This is a genomic window from Streptomyces sp. NPDC048659 (genome assembly GCF_040650575.1).
Lineage (GTDB): Bacteria > Actinomycetota > Actinomycetes > Streptomycetales > Streptomycetaceae > Streptomyces.
Genome location: NZ_JBEZHM010000052.1, coordinates 36,520 through 56,500, shown reverse-complemented (window position 1 = coordinate 56,500; position 19,981 = coordinate 36,520). Strand labels below are relative to the sequence as shown.

Below are 19,981 nucleotides of genomic sequence, written 5' to 3'. Positions count from 1 at the left end.
GCCGCTCCTCGTCGAGCTCGTCCCACTTGTTGTAGGCGATGACGATGGCCCGGCCGCGCGGCGGCCCGCCCCACCCCCTCCCCCCGACCCTCGTCACGAAAGCCCGGTCCGTGGATCCCAACTGGTACGTCGTGGGCAGGCTGCTCCCCCTGGGGCGCCTGATCGGCCACAATCCCCCGCCCGAGGAGCGCGCGGAGGAACGCGAACTGTGCCGCCGCCTGGCCCGGCACGAGCGCCTGGAGAAGACCGAGCTCGACGTCTGCCTCCCGGCGGCGAACTGGGCCTGGATCGGCGCGGGCATGACCTCGATCGCCCTGGTGGCGGGCGCGGGCCTGGCGGAGGACGCGACGGGCTGGCCGGCCCTCACCGTCGCCCGCGTGGCGGCGACCGCCCTCCTCGGCCTCTCCTGGGCGCTGGCCTTCCTGGGCCTGTTCCGCAACGCGATGCTCGACCGCTCCTTCGAGGACTCCGACTCCCCCGCCTGGCTCCACCGCCTGGCCCAGCGGCTCTACCGCCCCCGCCGCTACGACTTCTGGCTCGCGGCGGCGGTCTCGGTCCTGCCGACGCTGTGGGCGAGCGGGGTGGTGGGCTGAGGGGCCGTCGGCGGCGCGCCCCGCCTCACCCGTTCGGCCACGGTGGGCGGCCCGGGAACGGGCGGGGGCGCGGTTAGGCTCGGGATGTGGAGAGTTCACCGCGTGACAACGTCCTGCTGCTGACGTTCCAGGACCCGGAGCGCTGCGGCGACGCGTTCCGGGAGGCGCAGCATCTGTCGGGGTACCGGCAGGAGGTGAGTGTCGCCCGGCGGGACGACGGGGAGCTGGAGGTGCTCGACGCGCATGTGCGCGGGACGGGGGCCGCCACGGTCGGCGGGGGTGCGGCCGGGCTCGCGCTGGGGCTGCTCGGCGGGCCGGTCGGCGCGCTGCTGGGGTTCACCGCCGGGGCGCTGCTGGGCAACGCGGCCGAGCAGCACAATCTGGAGGCCGGCGGCGAGGCGGTGATCGCTCTCAACACCCGCGTGCCCGACAGCGGTGCCGTCCTGATCCTCTCCCTGCACGAGAAGCACCCCGAGCCCGCCGACGAGCTCGCGGCCCGGCACGGCGCCTCCGTCGAGCGGCTGAGCGCCGAGGAACTGGACGCCGAGATCGAGGACCTGAAGCGCCGGGCTGATGTCGACGGGCCCGGGGACGAGTAGCGCGGCGCGGCCGACGCCCGGGGGGTGGGCGTCGGCCGCTGGGGGGATGGCCGGCGGGGTTACTGCCAGGCGCAGTGGACGTGGTTGCCCTCGTCCAGGGCCTCCGTCGCGCCGTAGGCGCGGCAGGCGCTGACGAAGGTGGCGTTGCTGACGGACATGTTGTCCGCGTCGAACGCGACGCCCTTGTAGTGGTTGGAGTTCGAGGAGTGGTCGCCGCCCGCGATCTCGGTGACGAGGAAGGTGTAGCCCCGCTCCGTGGACAGCTTCAGCATGCCGTTGAGCATGGCCGTGGAGAGCCAGACCTCGCGCTCGCCGACGTCGCTGTAGTTGCTGGTCTCGGCGGTGGTGCCGTTCTTCGTGTCGGTGATGTTCGCCTGGGCCGTGGAGTCTGCGTCGACGACCCCGCTCACGTGGTAAGTGAGCAGCGAGATACGGGAGTTGCCGTCGATCGAAGCGGCCAGCTGGGCGCGGGTGGTGCCGCCCCCGCCGCTGCCGGAGCCGCCGACCAGGGCGTTCCAGGTGTTCGGGCCGACGATGCCGTCCGCCGTCAGGCCGTGCTTGGACTGGAAGTCCTTGGCGGCGTTCGTCGACGCGGTGCCGAAGTCTCCGTCGACGGCGAGCCCGTACCCGTACCGGTTCAGCTGGGTCTGGGCGGCCTTGGCCGCGTTGCCGGTGCTGCCGCTCTGCACCGTGGCGACCAGCTTGGGCCAGGTCAGCGGGCCCACCGAGCCGTCGGCCGTGAGGCCGTTGGCGCTCTGGAAGGCCGAGACCTTCGTCTCGGTGGCGGGGCCGAACTGGCCGTCGGCGGTGGTCGCGTACCCGCGGTGGTTGAGCAGGTGCTGGACCGTCGTCACCTGCGCCCCGCTGTCGCCGTTGGCGATGACGGGCCAGGTGGCGGCCGACGCGGTGGTCGGCCCGAGCAGGACGGCGACCATCGCGGCGACGACCGCGGCGATCAGCGCCGGGAGGCGTCTGCGCATGTCTCTCCTTCGCGTGCTGTGCCGGCCCGCGTCAGCGGTAGCGGACGTGCAGGTGGTTGTCGTGGTTCGGGTACTGCGTGGTCAGGCCCTCGGAGATGAGCGTCGGGTCGTTGAAGTAGATGACCTCGATGTGCCCCGGGGCCGCCGCGCGGATCGCCTGCACGAGCTGGCGGGTCGCCGACCGGTCGTAGGTCCCGGACTGCCAGGTGATCCGGCCGGCCGAGCACTGCGCCGAGTCGGTGCGGATCGGCCAGATGTCGATGTCCAGGCCGACCTCGTGGCTCGCGTGGCCCGGGATGTCGCCGCCGTGCTCGAAGCCCGCGTCGCCCATCGGCACCTTGCCCTGGCCCGTCGAGGCGAACGACGCGGCCGCGGCCTCCAACTGGCCGACGGCGGCGGCGGTGGCCCAGTTCGCGGTGGCGTTGCCGTCCGGGTTCTGGTCGCAGATGTGGGTGAAGTTGACCAGCTCGTAGTGCCAGACCAGGTTCCGCCAGGTGTCGGGGCCGACGACGCCGTCGGCGGACAGGCCGGCGTGGCTCTGGAAGGTCTTCACCGCCGTGGCGGTCGCCGGGCCGAAGGCGCCGTCGACCGTCAGGCCCGCCGAACGCTTTGCGTTGAGCAGGTACTGCACGGCCTTCACGGCCGACCCGTTGTCGCCCTCGCGCACCGTGGAGACGAGCTTGCCCCAGGTGTTCGGGCCGACGACGCCGTCCGCCGTGAGGCCCTGGGAGCTCTGGAAGGACTTGACGGCGGTCGCCGTGCCGGAGCCGAAGACGCCGTCGGCGGTCACGGACTGGCCGTGCGCCCCCAGCAGGTACTGGAGGGCGACGACGTCACTGCCTCGGTTGCCCGAGCTCTGCAGGTGGTACGCCGCCCCCGCGAACGCCTGCGCCGGCGTGCCCGTCTGGACGAACAGGGCCATGGTCAGGGCGAGGAACAGGGCGATCCGGGCGCTCTGCTTGCGCAGACCGGACGATCGGAGCATGGTGCGTTCCCTCTCGTTTCGAGTTGTGCCGGGTTGTTCCGGGTTGTTGCGGTCTCCACGTCCCTCACGGGACCGGGTGCCCGAACGTCAGGCCGTGCCGCCGCTCCAGCTCCCGGATGCGCTGGACCAACGTGCCTTCCAGTGCGTCGAGTTCCGTCCGGTGTGCCGCCACGAAGGCGGTGCGGCGGGCGGCGCGCAGGGGTTCGCGGACCGCTTCCACCGGGGCCATGCAGGCGGCGTACGCCGCCCCGAGGCCCCGGTCGGCGCGGGCCGCCTCCGCGCCGTCCTCGATGCCCTGGACGGTGCGGTCGACGAGGGCGAAGAAGCCGTCCTCGTCCTCGACGTCGACGCCGTAGCGCGCGAGGCAGCCGGGCAGCGTCCGCAGGGCCTCGCGGGAGCGCGGGTCGTCACGGACGGCCGAGACCTCGGGCCACCACAGCGACTGGACCGGCGAGTAGATCTCCTTGAACTCCTTCGTCGCGGCGCGGCCCGCCGCCTCGCAGCGCTGCTGCGCCGCCCGGTCCGTCCGGCCCGTCGCCGCCCGCTCGGACGGGCCCGGCTCCGGCAGGGCGCGGACGCTCATGGTGAGGCCGTGCCGTCCGATGAAGCCCAGGTCGGGCAGGTCGGACCAGCCGATGTACGCCGGGGGCGGCACCTCGGGAGGCCGCACGCCCGCCTGCCGCGCGCACTCCTGGAGCCGCGCGTCGCCCACCAGTTGGGCGAAGCCGTCGAGTCCCTGGGCCAGTCTGCTGTCCGGGCCCGTGGCGGGCAGCACCATCGCCGTGAAGTCCCTCGGCAGCCCCTCCTCCACCGTCGGCGGCCGCACGGGCCCCGACGGCGTGGGAAGGGACGCCGAGGCGAGGCCCGACGGGCCGCCCCCACAGCCCGTCAGGGCACCGGCCGCGATGACGGTGCCCAGGATCACCGCGGTGAACTGCCTCTTCTTCACGGCGTCTCGTGTCCTCTGCTCGGTTCTCCGGGCGCCGCGGGGCCGTCCGCCGATGGCCCCGCGGCGTACTGCCGATCCGCCGATCCGCCGGGGAGCGGGTCAGTGGGGCGGTGGGTCAGTGGGTGATCTGCACCGTGTCGCCGCCGTCGAGCAGGCTGGAGACGCTGAACTGTGTGCCGGCGGAGAGGCCGGTGATCAGCCAGTAGGTGGAGTCGTTGACGCTGTGGTAGCCGTCGGACGCCTGGACGTACCGCTTCGAGCCGGTGACCCAGCCGGACGACTTCTTGTAGCGGCCCGCGTAGTGGTCGTAGGTGCGGCTGCCGGAGTTGTACGAGTAGGTCAGGTTCAGGTCACCGCAGCCGCTGGACGCCTTCGAGACGATGGTGCCCTGCGCCTCGTACTCACCGGTCGTGAGGGTGGAGACCGTGCACGCCTGGGCCGAGGCGGACGCGGCCGGGGCCAGCGCCACGCAGGTGGCGGCGACACCGGCGAGGGCGAGGGCACCCGCGGTGAGGGTGGTGCTCCGTATGCGACGCATGTCGTGACTCCCTTGATCGGATGGCTGGTTCTGGTGGGTGGTGCGGGGTGGAGCTCGATGGGCTCGTTCGGCCGCCGCCGTTTTCGGCCCAACGGAATCCTGACCATGACGTCCGGCGAATGCGTAGGTCCCAACGCCCACTCGGGACACTTCCGGGACGCGTACCCAAGGGCGGGACGGGTGGGTTCAGGCCAGCAGCCGGCTCCAGGTGCGGGCGTCCGCCACCCCGTCGGCCGTCAGGCTCGCCGAGGTCTGGAACGCCCGTACCGCCGTCTCGGTCCCCGTCCCGAAGCTGCCGTCGACGACGAGCGACTGACCGCGCGCGTTGAGCTGGCCCTGGAGCGCCTTCACCGGGTCGCCCTGCGCGCCGCGCGCGAGCGGGGTGGCGAGCTGGTGCCAGGTCTGGTTGCCGGCCACGCCGTCGACCCCGGCCCGGTTGGTCGTCTGGAAGGCGCGTACCGCGGTCTCCGTCGCCGGCCCGAAGGAGCCGTCGGCGACGATCGTGGCGCCCCGCGAGTTCAGCAGGTGCTGGAGCGACCTCACCCGCTCCCCGGTGTCGCCGAGCCGCGCCACCGGCCAGCCGGCCCACGCCGGGCTGCCGCCGATCCGGGCGGCGACGTCGGCCCTGAGCTGCGGCAGCAGCGCGTACAGCCGGTCGCCGGGGCACTCGGTGTTGTTGAAGTCCCGGTGCCCGAAGATCTGGTAGGCGCGCAGCCCGTACTGCTCGCAGATGTACGCGCAGAGGTCGACCAGCTTCGCGTACTGGGCCGACCGGGGGTCCACCGTCGTGTACGTGCCCTCGTTCTCGATGCCGACGGCGACGGTGTTCTGGCCGGTGCAGTGCGCCGACTCGACCTGCTGGGTCCCGGCGGCCAGCGCGGCGGCGCTGGAGTGCCGGCCCTCGGTGATCCAGCCGCCGCGGCTGATCGTGAAGTGCTGGCCCGAGTCGATCCAGCCCCGCGCGTCCATGTGGTCGGCCTGGATCGACCGGGACAGCTCGAAGGCGTGCGCCTGGGAGTAGTCGGTGCTGTTCGGGCTCGCGGTGTGGTGGACGATGATCTTCTGCGGCCCGGTGGCCAGCAGCTTGACGGGGGTACTCGGCTCCCGGGCCCCCCAGGCCACGCACCCGGAGATCACCGGCCCGGCGAGCGCGGCCCCCGCGGCGGCCCGCGCCGTCCCCGGCAGGGCGGTCCCCAGGACCGCTCCCGCCCCGAGTGCGAAGGCCCCGGACAGCAGTGCGCGGCGTCGCGGACGCGGCATCGGCAGGTCGCTCATCGTCTTCTCCCCATGGGTTCGGCCGCCGCCCCGCACGGCGCGGAGCGGCGGCCGAATGCTATGAGCAACCCCCCTGTCCCATCTGCGGATCCCGCACCTCAGGCTTGGGCGCGCCGCCGTCTCGGGACGCCCGGGGCCCGCGGCCGGGACAGCGCCGCGCCGGGGCCGGGTCAGGGCGGAGCCAGCGCCGCGACAGAGCCGAGTCAGGGCCGCGTCAGGGCCGCGTCAGGGCTGTGGGGCGTCCTGGGCGGGGTCGCACTCCTGCTCCTTGACCTTCGGGATGGTCCCGCAGATGGAGATGGTCGAGAGCGGGTACTCGGCCACGGAGAGCATCCGCGTATAGGTGTCGCGGTCCACCCGAATGGTGGACTCCTCCGTCCGGCTGCCCTTGTCGGTGATGATCACACCGTCGCCGATCGCCCCGTTCTCCAGCCTCCCCCACACCGCCTGGCAGGCGGCGCTGTGCCGGAGCTGGATCCGCAGCCCGCGCAGATAGAGGAGACGGACGGTCGTCGCGTCCCACTGGCAGTTCATCGTCTGCGGCTCGCGGCCCAGGCACGATTCGCCGGAGCAGCCGGGGAGGGGGTGGTCGGACTCGGCGCCGGGGGTCCGCTCGGTCGCGCCCTGCGCCTCCACCCCCGCCTTCTCGGCGCTCGCGGTCGGCTTGCCCGCGTCGGACCGCGCGCCGTCGGGGGTGGACTTCACCCCGAGGACGGCGATCACCACCAGGGCGCCGACGACCGCGCCGATCGCCATGTGGACGAGCGGGCGCACGCGTCCGGCGGGGCGGGGTGCGGGGCGGTCGGGTTCATCGGGCGCGGCGGGCTCCTTGGGTGGCGCCGACGCGGATGCCGGTTCGCGGGCCGGGGCGCCCTCCCGTTCGGGGTCCCCGTCGCTTACGGGCGCCCGCTCCCCCGCAGGCTCCTGCTCGCGTACCGGTCCCCCCTCCCGTATCGGATCGGATTCGCGTATCCGCTCCTCCCGTCCCCCCGGCTCCCCCTCCTCCTCTTGCTCCCCCTGCTCCCCCTGCTTCTTCTCCTCCCCTTGCTTCTCTTCCTCTTCCTCCCCCTGGCCCCCCACGCCCTCGCGTCTGCTTCTGCGGGCCAGTTCCTCGGCGCGCTCCCAGAGTGCGATCAGGGGCTTGGGGTCCTCTCCGACCACGTCCGCGAGTTGCTGGATCGCCGCGCGGCTCGGCCACTGCTTCCCGTTGAGGAAGCGCTCCCAGGACGAGCGGCTGTAGTGCGTCTTCTCCGCGAGCCGGCCGTAGCTCAGGCCGAACTCCTCCTTGATCCGGCGCATCCCGGCCAGGACCCGTTCGCGGACGGCCCTGAGCTCGGCGTCCCGCCGACGCCGCTCGTCCCGGGCCTGCTTCTCGACAGCAGTCATGCGAAGCCTCTCCCCCGTGTCGAACCCCCGTCGCAGGCAAGGGAGTTCATGAACAACGTGCCGCTGCCTGCGGCAGGACTTTGTCACACCGGCACACCGGCGACACAGCGGACTCACTGACCTCCAGGCCCCACGGGAGTGATCTACGCCACAAACGGCCGCGTGACACGAGTCGTCCCGCCCCGTCCCGTCCCGGGCGCCCCCGGCGTCCCGGCCGTCCCGGCCCCGTCCCGTATCGCTCGCGAGACGCCCCGAACCGACCGCCCCGGCAGCACCATGACGTGGGCCGCCCCCCGGCCCGACATCGAGGACAAGGACTCCGAGTGATACCCACCCGAACGCCGGCCCTCCGGCGCCGCCTGCCGCTCGCGCAGGCGGCGCTCGTGCTCGCCGCCGCGCTGCTCGCCGTGCTGGCGCCCTCCGTTCCCGCGCACGCCCTGGACTCCACCACCTGGATCCAGCGCAACCTCGCGGGCATCGGCTACCTGCCGTACAGCGGGATCGACGGCGTCTACGGCTCGCAGACCAGCGCCGCGGTCCGCTCGTTCCAGCAGGACAACGGGCTCGCCGAGGACGGCGACTACGGCAGCCGCACCGAACTCGCCCTGCACAACAAGGTGAAGGAGGTGCAGCGCAAGGCGGGCGTCACCGCCGACGGCGCCTACGGCGACGGCACCAAGTCCAAGGTGACGTCCTGGCAGCAGGCGAACGGCCTGTCCGCCGACGGCGTCTCCGGTCCGGCGACGATGAACGCGATGCGGGTCGCCCGCACCGTGAAGATCACCGCCCAGTGGAAGATCACCGAGCACGGCTGGTCCGTGAGCGGCCAGTTCGGCTGCCTGGACAACCTCTGGATCCGCGAGAGCACGTGGAAGGTGTACGCGACGAACCCCTCGTCCGGCGCCTACGGCATCCCGCAGTCCCTGCCCGGCGACAAGATGGCCGCGGCGGGCGCCGACTGGCAGACCAATCCGGCCACCCAGATCGAGTGGGGCCTCGACTACATCAAGTCGCGGTACACCACCCCGTGCGGGGCATGGTCCTTCTGGCAGTCCCACAACTGGTACTAGGAAACCTAGGAAACAAGGGAGTTCACCATGGCATCCGACCTCTCCCGCCGCTCGCTGCTGCGCTTCGGCGCCGGCGCGGCCGCGGCCACCGGTCTGGCCGTCGGCGGCGGTCTGGTCCTCGCCACCCCGGCAGCCGCGTACGGCTGGCCCTCGCAGCTCGCCCAGGGCGCGAGCGGCGCGGCCGTCACCGAGCTCCAGATCCGGATCGCGGGCTGGGCGGCGAGCTCGGCCCAGCAGACGTACGTCGGCGTCGACGGCCAGTTCGGCCCCGGCACCGACGCGGCGCTGCGCCGCTTCCAGGCGGCGTACGGGCTCTCCGCCGACGGGGTGGCCGGGCCGCAGACCTTCAGCCAGCTCAACGCGCTGGAGAGCGCGGACGGTTCGACGGCGCACTTCGAGTTCTCCGAGTTCCAGAGCAAGGACGGCTCCGGCTTCTCGGGCGGCAAGGTGGGCGCGGCGACCGTGAAGGAGAACGTGCGCCGCAACATGTACAAGCTGGAGGCGCTGCGCAAGAAGTGCGGGGACCGGGCCGTCACGATCAACTCCGGCTTCCGCAGCATCTCCCACAACTCCTCGGTGGGCGGGGCCTCGAACTCGATGCACCTGTACGGCGTCGCCGCGGACGTCGCCATCTCGGGGCTGTCCACGAAGAGCATCTACCAGAAGGCCGAGACCTGCGGTTACTCCGGCCTGGAGACCTACTCGGTGTCGTGGCAGCACGTGGACTCCCGGGTCGAGTACGCCTACGGCTCGCAGTCGTGGTGGTGGGAGGACGGCGTGGCCTGAGGCCAGGCCGAGCCAGGCCGCATCGGGGAATGTGACGTGGATCACACCCCTGGGCGGTACGGGATGGAACCGGATATGCACGCTTCCCCTCTCTATGTCCGGTAATGCCGCGCGGGCCCTCCCCGGGCCCGCGCGGCTCCTCCGCCCCGCCCCTCGCGCCACCTGGAGTACCCGTGAAACGCCGGTCGACGACCCTGCTCGCGTGCGCCGCCGTCGGCGCCGCCCTGTTCGTCACGTCCTGCTCCCAGGGCGACGAGCACGTCCGGTTCAGCGACAAGCCGGGCACCACCTCGGCGCGGCCGAGCTCGGCGGCGCCGACGACGGTCCGCCCGAGCAACAACGTGCAGTTCCCCACGAACCCGCGGGACTGGACCACGCAGCGCACCCTGGACAACGGCACCAAGGTCGTGTGGACCGAGCTCAAGGGGCCCAAGTCTGGATTCACCGGCCGGGTGTGGGCGTGGGTGCCGAAGCAGTACGAGGACGAGAAGTACCGCGACAGCGCGTTCCCCGTGCTGATCGCGCTGCCGGGCAGCAACGGCTACCCGACGAACTACTGGTTCGGCGCCGACCTCAGGCTCCAGGAGTCCGTCCAGGAGATGGCCGACGACGGCCGGGGCCTCCCCTTCATCCTCGTGATGCCGGTCCTCAACGCCTCCGACAACGCCTACTGGGACGGCTCGGACATCCCCGGGCAGCCCAAGATGGGCACCTGGATGTCGGACGACGTCCCGAACCTGGCCCGGGAGAACTTCCGCACCTACAAGGACCCCCGCGGCTGGGGCTTCTTCGGCTCGTCCTCGGGCGGCTACGTGGGGATGAAGATGGTCCTCCAGTACCCCGACCGCTTCGGCTCCGCGATCGCGGGCGGCCCGGACACCGCGCCCACCTCCCCCTTCTGGGCGGGGCACGACAAGGAGAAGCGGGCGAACGACCCGAACTACCTGGCCACCCGCCTGATCGAGAAGGGCGGGCCCAAGGTGAACATCTCGATCATGCTCGGCACCAAGGAGAGCGGGCAGGCGGCCACGAAGGCGTTCGTCAAGAAGTACGACAAGGGCCCGATCTCGATGCAGCTGCACGTGATCCAGAACGGGCAGCACAGCGGACGCCAGTACGCCAAGTCCCTCGGCGACGGCCCGCTGGAGTGGATCAGCAAGCGGATGCTGGGGCCCGTGGCCGCGAACTGATCGCGGCGCCGGCGCGACGTGCGACGAGGGGCCGGACACCCGGTCGGGCGTCCGGCCCCTCACCCGCGCTCGTGGAGCATCAGAAGCGGTCGGTGCCGCCGATCGGCAGGCGCTCGGGGATCCCCGGGAGCGTCCGGCCGTCGGAGCGCTGGGCCTGGCCGGCCGGGGTGCGGCAGGTCAGGTCCTTCGCGGGCAGCCGGCCAGTGACCAGGTAGGAGGTCGCGGTCGCGTCGGCGCAGGAGCCGAACCCGTACACGCCGTGGCCCTGGCCGCCGAGGACGGTGACCATCTTGGCGCCCTTGAGGGCCCGGCGCAGGCCCTGGCCGCTGGCCAGCGGGGTCTGGGAGTCCCACTCGTTCTGGAGGACCAGGGCGTGGACCGAGTTGTTCACGACGGTGGCCGGCTCGGCGCCGGGGCTCCAGAACGCGCAGGGCTTGATGTTCGACGCGAAGTCCCCGTACAGCGGGTAGCGGACCTTGTCGCGGACCGCGTCGCGGCGGTACTGCTCCGGGTCCTTCGGCCAGGCGCGGGTGTCGGAGCAGACCACGGACCAGAAGACCGCGTCCATGTTGTCGGCGGGCACCTCCGGCGGCGTGGCCGGGGCCGACGGGGCGGCGCGGCGGGCCGGGGCCGGGGTGCGGCCCTCGGCGGCGGCCTTGAGCCGGGCGGTCTCCTGGGAGGCGTACTCCACGTCGAAAACGAGGCCGCGGGCGGCGAGCCGGATGTCGTCGCCCGTCATCGGGAAGCCGTCGAGCTCGATCGGCTTCCGGTCCGCCTGGGCGACCAGGCCCCAGAAGGTGGCGCCGACCTGCGCGGGGGTGGCGCCGAGCCCGTACGTGGCGTTCCGCTCGGCGGCCCAGGCGGTCCAGCGCGCGAACGCCGGTTCCGCGCCCTCGCCCCATATCTGGATCATGCCGCGCCAGATCCGTGCCGGGTCCACGGCGCTGTCCAGGACGAAGCGGTCGGCGCGCTTCGGGAACAGCTGGGTATACACGGCGCCCAGGTAGGTGCCGTAGGAGTAGCCGAGGTACGAGATCTTCCGCTCGCCGAGCACGGCGCGGATGACGTCCATGTCGCGGGCCGTGTTGCGGGTGCCCATGTGCGCCAGGGCCGAGCCGTTGCGCGCCCGGCACTTCTCCGCGACGGTACGCGCCCACTGGACGTCCTTCGTGAACGTCGCCGCCTTGTACGGGCGCTGCCAGTTGCTCTCCTGCTGGTTGAGGTCGCAGGTCAGCGGGGTGCTGCGGCCGACGCCGCGCGGGTCGAAGCCGATCAGGTCGTACCGCTTCTTCAGGTCGTCCGCGAGCATCGGGCCCATCCAGACGGGCATGTCGAGGCCCGGCCCGCCGGGTCCGCCGGGGTTCAGGAGCAGCACCCCGCGCCGGTCCTTGGCGCTGGTCGCCTTCACCCGGGAGATGGCGAGGTCGAGGGTGCGGCCGCCGGGGCGGGCGTAGTCGAGGGGGACCTTGATCGTGGCGCACTCGTACGAGGCCGGCCCCTCGGCCTCGCAGCGGGTCCAGCGCGGCTTCTGGTGCTCGAAGCGGGCGAGCGGGGCGGCGGTGGCAGCGGCTGCCGCTAAGGGGGTGGCAGGGGACGCCGGTCCGGCCGCCGCCGAGGCGACGGCCGGGGTGAGCGCGGGCAGGAGCGTCGCGATGGCCCCGAGGGCCACGACGGACGCGGTGCGTCGGTTTCGCATGATGAGGGAGATCCTTGTGGGAGGTGGACATCCGGTCCCAAGAACCCTTACGTACAAGCGACTTGTCCGGATCCCCCCGAAGGAGGGCGTCTTCTCCACCTGAAGGAGGATTCGCCGCGTCGGATGCCTCGGGGTCAGCCGATGTCCGTGTCCCCGAACGCCTCCATCACCTGCCGCAGGCCCTGGGCGGTCGAGTCCACCACCTCGCGGTCGACGTCCGCGAGCAGCCGGGCGTAGGCCGCCAGGTGGTCGGCGAAGGCGGCGCGGGTGACCTCGTGGCCGTGCTCGGTGAGGCGGATCCCGATGGTGCGCCGGTCGTCGCCCTCGCGGACCCGCTCGACCAGGCCCTTGGCCTCCATCCGGTCGATGCGGTTGGTGATCGCGCCCGAGGTCACCATGGACGCCTTGAGGAACGCGCCGGCGGTCAGCGTGTACGGGGGGCCCGAGCGCTGGAGCGTGGTGAGCACGTCGAACTCGCCGTGCTCCACGCCGTGCGCCGCCGCCGCGGCCTTGGCGGACTTGTCGATGACCCGGGCCAGGCGCTGGACGCGCCCGAAGAGCTCGACCGGCCAGAGGTCCTCCACCACGTCGGGGCGCTCCTTGGCCCACTGTCCGATGATCGCGTCCACGGCGTCGCTCATGACCACGGGTCCTCTCCACGTTCATTCTCTCAACGTTAAGACACTTGACGTTGAGAGAATCCGGCTGCTTTTATCTCAACGTTGAGATTATCAAGACTGAACGACTTCCCGGAGTCCGCCGTGCCCCTGCCCCTGCCCGTCCGCCGTCTCCACCGCCACGCCGCACCCGCCGCACCCGCCGCGGCCCCCCTCGCCTCGCCCCGGACCGTGCCCGCCGGGTGGCTGGCGCTGCTCGCCGCCCCGGTCGCGGCGAGCGCCAACAGTCCCGTCCTGATCCTTCCCGACATGGCCGGCGCGCTCGGCGTCTCCACCGCCACCGCTACCTGGCTCGTCACCGTCTTCGCCTGGGCCATGGCCGTCGGCACCCCGCTGATGGCCGCCCTGCTCCGGCGGCACGGCCTCGGCGCCACGCTGCGGCTCGGCGCGACGCTCATCGTGGCCGGTACGGCGGTGGTCGCCGCGGCGCCCTGGCTCCCCGTCGCCATGGCGGGCCGCGCGGCCCAGGCGGTCGGCGGGGCCGGGCTGATCACCGCCGCGATGAGCCTGGCGGGTTCGGTGCGCCGGATGGGCGTCATCACCGCCGGGTTCGGGACGCTGGGCGCGGTCGGGCCGCTGCTCGGCTCGGCCGTCGCGGGCGCGAGTTCGTGGCGGGTGTCCCTCGCGGTCGGCGCCGTCGCCCTGCTGGCCCTGCCGCCGGTCATGCGCCGCGCCGACCTCTCGGCCCCGCCGCGCACCGCGCCCTTCGACACGCGCGGCGCCGCACTCCTGGTCCTGACCGCCACGGCGCTGGTCCTGCTCCCCCGCCACCCGCTCCCGGCGCTCGCCGCTTCGCTCCTGACGGGCGCGCTGCTCGCCCTGCACATCCGGTCCCGCGCCGACGGCTTCGTCCCCGCCGTTCTGCTGCGCACCCGGGCGTTCGTCCTCCCGGCGCTCCTCGCCTGCGCCTTCGCCACCTCGTACTTCACCCTCCTCTTCACCGTCCCGCAGCTCCTGCGCGAGCGCACCGACTGGTCGACGGCGGTGATCGGCACCGGCCAGATGTGCGCCCTGCTCGTCGGCTCCGCGCTCTCCATGGCCATGGCCGCGGGCGCCGCGCGCCTGGGCCGGCCGCGCGTCCTGACGGTCCTCATCGCCGTCGGGGCACTGGCACCGCTCACCGCCCTGCTGACCCCCTGGGCACCGCCGCTCCTGCTCGTCGCCACCCTGGCCGTCTTCACGACCAGCGCCGGACAGGCCACCCTCGCCGTCTACGCCACGCAGGCGGCGCCCCCGGCCCAGCGGCCCACGGCGATCGGCCTGTTCAACCTCTGCTACCAGCTCGGCGGCGCCTTCGGCCCGGCGATCGCCGCACTGATCACCTTGGGGGCGTGAGCCTCCGCGCCCCCGCGTCCCGTGCCCTGCGTCCCGCCTGTCACACCCCGCCCGTCACACTCTGCCTCCCACGCTCTGCCTCTCCCACGTCGCCGCCCCCAGGAGTACGCCGATGAACGCCAGTCACCCCGACAGCCCCGCCACCACTCCGGGCACCCCCGTCATCGATGCCGCCACCCGTATCCGAGTCGCCCGGCCCTCCCGCGATCTCGCGGCGGCCGAGCGGTTCTACGTGGACGGGCTCGGCCTCGGCGTGCTGTGGCGGACCACGGAGCGGGTCCCGGGCGAGCACGACCTCGTGATGGTCGGCCCGCCCGGCGCCTCCTGGCACTTCGAGCTGACGCACGATCCGGAACGGCCGCTCCCGCCCACCCCCACCGTGGACGACCTGTTCGTCGTCTACCTCGGCGCCCCGGTCGGCGAGAACCTGGTCGAGCGGCTGCTGGCCCACGGCGGCACCCGGGTGCCCTCACACAATCCCTACTGGGACACCCACGGCGTCACCGTCGCCGACCCGGACGGCTACCGGCTCGTCCTCTGCTCACGCGACTGGACCCTCTGAGTCCGCCGGACAGCTCCGGTTCGCCGAGCCGGGCGCCGGCCGTCGCCTGGATCCGGTCGAGCACCGCCGCCGGGTCCGGGCGGCCGGCGGCTCAGCCGGTGTGGAGGGCCGTGCGGAGGGTGTCGACGGCCAGGGTGATGGCGGCGTCCGCCGCCCGGGTCTCGCGGAGGGCGTTGAGCATCACGAAGTCGTGGATCACGCCCTGGAAGCGCACGCCGGCCACCGGGACCCCGGCCTCGCGGAGCTTGTCGGCATACGCCTCGCCCTCGTCGCGCAGGACGTCCGCCTCGGCCGTGATGACCAGCGCGGGCGGCAGGCCGGCCAGCTGCTCGACGGTCGCCCGCAGCGGGGAGGCGGTGATCTGGGCGCGCTCGGCCTCGTCGGTCGTGTACTGGTCCCAGAACCAGCGCATCGCGTCCCGCCGCAGGAAGTAGCCCTCGGCGAAGGTCTCGTACGAGCCGGTGTCGAAGTTCGCGTCGGTCACCGGGTAGAACAGCACCTGCTGGACGAGCGGCAGCCCGCCCCGCTCCTTCGCCAGCAGGGTCAGCGCCGCGCTCATGTTGCCGCCGACCGAGTCGCCCGCGACCGCCGTCCGGGTCCCGTCCAGGCCGTGCGCCGCGCCCTCGGTGACCGCCCAGCGGGCGACGGTCCAGCTCTGCTCCAGGGCCACCGGGTAGCGGTGCTCGGGCGAGCGGTCGTACTCCGGGAAGACCACGGCCGCGCCGGCGCCGACGGCGAGCTCGCGCACCAGCCGGTCGTGGGTGTGGGCGTTGCCGAACACCCAGCCCGCGCCGTGGATGTAGACGATCACCGGCAGCGGCCCGCCGGCGCCCTCGGGCCGGACGATCCGGGCGCGCACGGAGCCGGTCGGGCCGCCGTCCACGGTCACCCACTCCTCGTCCACGGCGGGCAGCGCGACCGGCCCGCCCTGCACGTCGTCGACGGCGGCGCGGCCCTCGGCCGGGGGGATCTGGAAGAGGTACGGGGGCTTCGCCGTCGCCTCGGCGAAAGCGGCCGCGGCGGGTTCGAGCACGGGGCGGGCGGGCTGCTGCTTCTCGGACACGGGACGACTCCTCGGGGACGTACGGCAGGGATGGCGGCGGATGGCCGTCGGTCGTGACGTTAGGGCGCGGCGGACGCCCGGCCTCGCACGTGGGCGCGGCGACACGCGCCCGTCAGCGCATGGGACCCGCCCGGCCTCGCGACGCGGCCGGGCGGGCCTGGGGGCGGAGCGGGGCGTGCGGGCGACCAGACAGGGCTGCTCGGGCTGGATCCCCGGCCCGGGTGGATCTCCGTCGCCGCCCTCGTGGTGGGGCCGGTGAGCGGGCTGCCCGCACGTACGCTGCTGCACCGCACCCCCTCCGCCGCGGAAGGAGCGTCCACCGATGCACGCACTGCTGGCTGACGTCGCCCGCACGCTGATCCCGCCGAAGGGCGACCCGCACGGGCCGCTGCCGCCGCTGATGCTGGCCCTCACGGTGGTGACGGGCCTGGTGGACGCAGTGAGCTATCTGGGCCTCGGCCATGTCTTCGTCGCGAACATGACGGGCAACGTGGTGTTCCTCGGCTTCGCCCTGGCGGGTGCCGACGGGCTGTCCGCGCTCGCCTCGGTGGTGTCGCTGGTGTCGTTCCTCGCCGGCGCGCTGGCGGGGGGCCGCTTCGGCGTCCGGTTCGCCGCGCACCGGGGGCGGCTGCTCGCGTCGGCGATGGGCGTCCAGGTGGTGCTGCTCGCCGGGGCGTTCGGCGCGGCCCTCGCGGGCGGCGCCGAGCCGGACGCCGCCGTCCGGTACACCCTGATCGTGCTGCTCGGCCTCGCGATGGGACTCCAGAACGCGGCCGTGCGGCGGCTCGGGGTGCCGGACCTGACGACGACCGTGCTCACGCTGACGCTGACCGGGCTCGCCGCCGACTCCGGCGCGGCGGGCGGCGCCGCGCCGCGGCCGGGGCGGCGGATCGTGTCGGTGCTCGCGATGTTCCTCGGCGCCCTGATCGGCGCCGTGCTCCTGAAGACCGGGCTCGCCCTGGCCCTCGGGGTGGCGCTGGCACTGCTGGCGGCGAGCGCGGCGCTGCTCTGGCGGCTCTCGGTACCGGGGGCGGGCTGGGCGGCGACGGCACGCTAGGGCCTGCACATCTGCCTGTTTACCACCCTGATGGGTGGTCAGGGCAGCGGCGTGCGGTGCAGGTTGACGAGCAGGCGCCAGACGCGGCCCGCGATCCGCTCGGGCGTGGCCTCGATCAGGCCGTGCAGCCAGTCGGCGAACACGGCGGCGAAGGACGCGGCGACGGCCGACGCGACGAGCTCCGGTTCGGGGGCCCCCGCCAGGGTCCGCTCGCGGCGGCTGCGGTCCCGGAGCTCCTGATGGAGTACGAGGCCCAGCGGGCCGCCGCCGCCCGGGCGGAGGAGCTCGCGGTAGAGCGGCGCGTGCGGGGCGATCCGCTCGAAGAAGTCCGTGAGGGCGGGCGGCGGGCTCGCCGGGTCGGGGGTGCCGCGCCAGGCGTGCAGGGCGTCGACGGCGTCGCGGACGATGTCGGCGCACGCGTCGACGGCCAGCGCCTCCAGGTCCGCGTAGTGGAGGTAGAAGGTGGCGCGGCCGACGCCTGCCCGGCGGACGACGGCGGCGACGCTCGCCTCCGCCAGCGGGCGCTCGGCGCACTCCTCGAACAGGGCCCGGCCGAGCTTGGCCCGGGTCCGGGCGGCGCGGGGGTCCGGCCGCTCGGCGGTCACCCGGCCACCAGGACGGCGGCGAGGGCCAGCGCCCCGGGGGCCGCCTGCGCGACGAGGATGCGGCGGTTGGCGGTGAACCCGCCGTACAGGCCCGCGATGACGACGCACACCAGGAAGAAGACCCGGACGGGGAAGCCGACGGGCTCGTCGGCGGTCAGGCCCCAGACGAGTCCGGCGGCGAGGAAGCCGTTGTAGAGGCCCTGGTTCGCGGCGAGCGGCGCGGTGGCCCTGGCCATGTCGGCGTCGAAGCCGGAGAGCGCGCGGCCGGGGCCGCGCTGCCACAGGAACATCTCCAGGACCAGGAAGTAGACGTGCAGCGCGGCCACCAGCCCCACCAGCACGGTCGCGGTCGTTCCCATGGACCTCACCCCTCACGCGCGCCGCCCGGCACGCCACATTTACTGGACAGGTGTCCACAATACATGGACACCTGTCCAGGAATGGTGGTCGTTACTTCACCGACCCGGCCATGACGCCCTGGACGAAGTGCTTCTGGAAGGCGAAGAACACCACGAGCGGGACGATGAGGGAGAGGAAGGCGCCGGGCGCGAGGACGCCGATGTTGCTGCCGAACTGGCGCATCTGCGACTGGAGCGCCACGGTCAGCGGCTGGGACTCGCTGTCGGCGAAGAGCAGCGCCACCAGCATGTCGTTCCACACCCAGAGGAACTGGAAGATCGCGAGGCTGGCGATGGCGGGCCGGCCTAGCGGCAGGACCAGCCGCAGGAAGATCCGCCATTCGCTGCCGCCGTCGAGGCGGGCCGCCTCCAGGAGTTCCTTGGGGATCTCGGCGAAGTAGTTGCGGAGCAGGAAGACGGCGAACGGCAGGCCGTAGGCCACGTGGAAGAGGATGACACCGGCGGTGGTACCGAACAGGCCGACGGCGCCGAAGAGTTTGGCCACCGGGAGCAGGCCGATCTGCACCGGGACCACGAGCAGTCCGACCACGACGAGGAAGACGGCGTCGCGCCCGGGGAAGCTGAGCCAGGCGAAGGCGTAGCCGGCGAGCGCGGCGATGCCGACGACGAGCGCCGTGGCGGGCACGGAGATCAGGACCGTGTTCCAGAACGCCTGGACGAGCCCGGAATCCTCGAAGAGGGCCCGGTAGTTGTCGATGGAGAGCTGGGCCGGGTCGAGCAGCGAGGTCCACCAGCCGCGCGAGGCGTTGTCCTGTTCGGAGCGGAGCGAGGAGAGGAAGAGCCCGGCGAGCGGGGTGATCCAGACCAGGGCGACGAGGGCGAGCAGGATCTGGACGGCCGAGTTGCCCAGCCATCGGGTCCGGCGGGTGTGGCTGTTCATGCTCCGCCCTTCCGGAAGCGCCGGATGTTGAAGATCATCGCGGGGACGACGAGGGCGAGCAGCAGCACGCTGAGGGCGCTGCCGAGTCCCTGGTCGTTGCCGCCGCCGAAGGAGACCAGCCACATGCGGGTGGCCAGCACGTTCGCCTCCTCCTGCACGGGTCCCGGGGCGATGATCCAGACGAGGTCGAAGACCTTCATGACGTTGATGACGAGGGTGACGAAGACGACGGTGAGGACGGGCGCGAGCAGCGGGACGGTGATCTTGCGGAAGATCTGTCCCTCGCTGGCGCCGTCCACCCGGGCGGCTTCCAGGGCGTCGCGCGGGATGGCGGCGAGTCCGGCCCCGATGAGGACCATGGAGAAGCCGGTCCAGACCCACAGGTAGGCGCCGATGATGGCGGGGGTGATGAGGGCGGGGCCGAGCCAGTCGACACCCGCGTAGCCCGCGGCGAAGTTCGAGGCGGGGACCCGCAGGGTGTAGCCGCCCTCGCCGAGTCCGGCGAAGCGGAAGGAGCCGTCGGGGCCGGTCTCGGCGGTGCCGACGACGGTGCCGTCGCGCAGCGCCTCGACGGTGACGCCGGGCAGGCCCTTCTCCTGGGGGTCGATGCTGCCCTGCCGGCCGCCCGCGCCCGGGGTGAAGTCCAGGTAGACGGCGCCGGTCAGGGCGTCCGGGGCGGGGGCGGGGGCCTTCGCGGGCGCCGCGCCGCCGGGCAGGGCGTCGGGGGCGACGCCGACGAACGGCAGCACGGCGTCCGTGCCGGGGCGCAGCGCGCCGGTGGTGTATCCGGCGCCGGGGCTGCCGTTCAGGACGCCGCCGGGGCGGGCGCGGGCGGTGGGGTAGGGGGCGGGCGGGTCGACGGCGTCGTGGACGGCGACGACGGCCGCGTTGAGGACGCCGCGGTCGGGGTCCTGTTCGTAGGCGAGGCGGAAGATGATGCCGGCGGCGAGGAAGGACACGGCCATGGGCAGGAACAGCACCAGTTTGAAGGCGGTGGCCCAGCGGACCTTCTCGGTGAGCACGGCGAGGACGAGCCCGATCCCGGTGAGCAGGGCGGGGGCGACGACGACCCAGATGGCGCTGTTGCGGACGGCCTTGACGGTGGCGGGGTCGCGGAACATCTCCACGTAGTTGCCCGCGCCGACGAAGCGGTCGCCGCTCGCGTCGAAGAGGCTGCGGCCGATGGAGAAGACGACGGGGTAGACGACGAGGGCGCCGAGCAGGAGCAGGGCGGGGAGGGCGAAGAGCACGCCGAGGAGGCGGCGTCTGCGCAGGGCGCGGCGCCGCGGGTCCACCGCGGCGCGCGCCTTCGGGGCGGGGGTGGCGACGGACACGG

General features: G+C 73.3%; 22 protein-coding genes. 9 read left to right on the top strand and 13 right to left on the bottom strand.

The genetic code is table 11. The annotated features are described in order from the left end of the window. Positions 1 to 110: 110 nt before the first annotated feature. Positions 111 to 593 (top strand): hypothetical protein, encoded by a 483-nt coding sequence (locus AB0C99_RS30920; RefSeq protein WP_362482115.1) that lies wholly within the window; start codon positions 111 to 113, stop codon positions 591 to 593. Positions 594 to 679: 86 nt separating this feature from the next. Continuing rightward, positions 680 to 1,192 carry a hypothetical protein gene (locus AB0C99_RS30915; RefSeq protein ID WP_362482112.1) on the top strand — a complete coding sequence of 171 codons (513 nt, stop codon included), beginning with the start codon at positions 680 to 682 and terminating at the stop codon, positions 1,190 to 1,192. A gap of 59 nt (positions 1,193 to 1,251) precedes the next feature. On the opposite strand, the gene AB0C99_RS30910 is transcribed toward AB0C99_RS30915, so the two are convergent. The 6 genes from AB0C99_RS30910 to AB0C99_RS30885 all read right to left on the bottom strand — a co-directional run bounded on the left by AB0C99_RS30910 (position 1,252) and on the right by AB0C99_RS30885 (position 7,305). Next, positions 1,252 to 2,172 carry a peptidoglycan-binding protein gene (locus AB0C99_RS30910; protein ID WP_362482110.1) on the bottom strand — a complete coding sequence of 307 codons (921 nt, stop codon included), beginning with the start codon at positions 2,170 to 2,172 and terminating at the stop codon, positions 1,252 to 1,254. A gap of 31 nt (positions 2,173 to 2,203) precedes the next feature. Then, complete coding sequence (locus tag AB0C99_RS30905; protein ID WP_362482107.1) at positions 2,204 to 3,157, bottom strand: penicillin-insensitive murein endopeptidase; 954 nt, start codon at positions 3,155 to 3,157, stop codon at positions 2,204 to 2,206. A 64-nt stretch (positions 3,158 to 3,221) separates the two neighbouring features. Then, positions 3,222 to 4,106: a hypothetical protein gene (locus AB0C99_RS30900; protein ID WP_362482104.1), complete on the bottom strand. Its 885-nt coding sequence runs from the start codon at positions 4,104 to 4,106 to the stop codon at positions 3,222 to 3,224. Between the two features lie 115 nt (positions 4,107 to 4,221). After that, positions 4,222 to 4,644 carry a hypothetical protein gene (locus tag AB0C99_RS30895; RefSeq protein WP_362482101.1) on the bottom strand — a complete coding sequence of 141 codons (423 nt, stop codon included), beginning with the start codon at positions 4,642 to 4,644 and terminating at the stop codon, positions 4,222 to 4,224. Between the two features lie 186 nt (positions 4,645 to 4,830). Continuing rightward, on the bottom strand, positions 4,831 to 5,919 hold the full coding sequence (locus AB0C99_RS30890; protein ID WP_362482098.1) for an N-acetylmuramoyl-L-alanine amidase: 1,089 nt from the start codon (positions 5,917 to 5,919) through the stop codon (positions 4,831 to 4,833). A gap of 225 nt (positions 5,920 to 6,144) precedes the next feature. Further along, positions 6,145 to 7,305, bottom strand: coding sequence for a DUF2690 domain-containing protein (locus AB0C99_RS30885; protein WP_362482095.1), 1,161 nt, complete (start codon positions 7,303 to 7,305; stop codon positions 6,145 to 6,147). Positions 7,306 to 7,467: 162 nt separating this feature from the next. Between AB0C99_RS30885 and AB0C99_RS30880 the strand changes: the two genes are divergently transcribed. The 4 genes from AB0C99_RS30880 to AB0C99_RS30865 all read left to right on the top strand — a co-directional run bounded on the left by AB0C99_RS30880 (position 7,468) and on the right by AB0C99_RS30865 (position 10,351). Beyond that, entirely contained in the window at positions 7,468 to 7,632 is a 165-nt protein-coding gene (locus AB0C99_RS30880; protein WP_362482092.1) for a hypothetical protein, read from the top strand. Then, a complete protein-coding gene (locus AB0C99_RS30875; RefSeq protein ID WP_362482090.1) occupies positions 7,629 to 8,375 on the top strand; it encodes a peptidoglycan-binding protein in 747 nt (248 codons plus the stop codon). The genes AB0C99_RS30880 and AB0C99_RS30875 overlap by 4 nt, the downstream gene beginning before the upstream one ends. Before the next feature lie 27 nt (positions 8,376 to 8,402). Further along, positions 8,403 to 9,161: a D-Ala-D-Ala carboxypeptidase family metallohydrolase gene (locus AB0C99_RS30870; RefSeq protein ID WP_362482087.1), complete on the top strand. Its 759-nt coding sequence runs from the start codon at positions 8,403 to 8,405 to the stop codon at positions 9,159 to 9,161. 173 nt (positions 9,162 to 9,334) lie between these two features. After that, positions 9,335 to 10,351 (top strand): alpha/beta hydrolase-fold protein, encoded by a 1,017-nt coding sequence (locus AB0C99_RS30865; protein WP_362482083.1) that lies wholly within the window; start codon positions 9,335 to 9,337, stop codon positions 10,349 to 10,351. Positions 10,352 to 10,430: 79 nt separating this feature from the next. Here the strand turns inward: AB0C99_RS30865 and AB0C99_RS30860 are convergent, their stop codons facing one another. Together AB0C99_RS30860 and AB0C99_RS30855 are read right to left on the bottom strand one after the other, a co-directional pair. Continuing rightward, positions 10,431 to 12,047, bottom strand: a complete 1,617-nt coding sequence (locus AB0C99_RS30860) for an alpha/beta hydrolase (RefSeq protein WP_362482080.1) — start codon at positions 12,045 to 12,047, stop codon at positions 10,431 to 10,433. Positions 12,048 to 12,181: 134 nt separating this feature from the next. After that, positions 12,182 to 12,688: a MarR family transcriptional regulator gene (locus AB0C99_RS30855; RefSeq protein WP_362482078.1), complete on the bottom strand. Its 507-nt coding sequence runs from the start codon at positions 12,686 to 12,688 to the stop codon at positions 12,182 to 12,184. Between the two features lie 120 nt (positions 12,689 to 12,808). Between AB0C99_RS30855 and AB0C99_RS30850 the strand changes: the two genes are divergently transcribed. Continuing rightward, complete coding sequence (locus AB0C99_RS30850; RefSeq protein WP_362482075.1) at positions 12,809 to 14,059, top strand: MFS transporter; 1,251 nt, start codon at positions 12,809 to 12,811, stop codon at positions 14,057 to 14,059. Between the two features lie 112 nt (positions 14,060 to 14,171). Further along, positions 14,172 to 14,621: a VOC family protein gene (locus tag AB0C99_RS30845; protein ID WP_362482072.1), complete on the top strand. Its 450-nt coding sequence runs from the start codon at positions 14,172 to 14,174 to the stop codon at positions 14,619 to 14,621. Between the two features lie 91 nt (positions 14,622 to 14,712). On the opposite strand, the gene AB0C99_RS30840 is transcribed toward AB0C99_RS30845, so the two are convergent. Beyond that, the gene (locus AB0C99_RS30840; protein ID WP_362482069.1) at positions 14,713 to 15,684 is read right to left on the bottom strand and encodes an alpha/beta hydrolase; all 972 of its coding nucleotides are present in this window, start codon (positions 15,682 to 15,684) and stop codon (positions 14,713 to 14,715) included. Positions 15,685 to 16,006: 322 nt separating this feature from the next. Between AB0C99_RS30840 and AB0C99_RS30835 the strand changes: the two genes are divergently transcribed. Further along, on the top strand, positions 16,007 to 16,741 hold the full coding sequence (locus AB0C99_RS30835; RefSeq protein ID WP_362482066.1) for a YoaK family protein: 735 nt from the start codon (positions 16,007 to 16,009) through the stop codon (positions 16,739 to 16,741). A gap of 38 nt (positions 16,742 to 16,779) precedes the next feature. Here the strand turns inward: AB0C99_RS30835 and AB0C99_RS30830 are convergent, their stop codons facing one another. The 4 genes from AB0C99_RS30830 to AB0C99_RS30815 all read right to left on the bottom strand — a co-directional run bounded on the left by AB0C99_RS30830 (position 16,780) and on the right by AB0C99_RS30815 (position 19,979). Beyond that, a complete protein-coding gene (locus tag AB0C99_RS30830) occupies positions 16,780 to 17,346 on the bottom strand; it encodes a TetR/AcrR family transcriptional regulator (protein ID WP_362482064.1) in 567 nt (188 codons plus the stop codon). Further along, the gene (locus tag AB0C99_RS30825) at positions 17,343 to 17,705 is read right to left on the bottom strand and encodes a DUF1304 domain-containing protein (RefSeq protein WP_362482061.1); all 363 of its coding nucleotides are present in this window, start codon (positions 17,703 to 17,705) and stop codon (positions 17,343 to 17,345) included. Before AB0C99_RS30825 ends, AB0C99_RS30830 begins: the two co-directional genes overlap by 4 nt. Positions 17,706 to 17,796: 91 nt before the next feature. Beyond that, a complete protein-coding gene (locus tag AB0C99_RS30820; protein ID WP_362482058.1) occupies positions 17,797 to 18,645 on the bottom strand; it encodes a carbohydrate ABC transporter permease in 849 nt (282 codons plus the stop codon). Further along, entirely contained in the window at positions 18,642 to 19,979 is a 1,338-nt protein-coding gene (locus AB0C99_RS30815; protein WP_362482056.1) for an ABC transporter permease subunit, read from the bottom strand. The genes AB0C99_RS30820 and AB0C99_RS30815 overlap by 4 nt, the downstream gene beginning before the upstream one ends. Positions 19,980 to 19,981 lie beyond the last annotated feature (2 nt).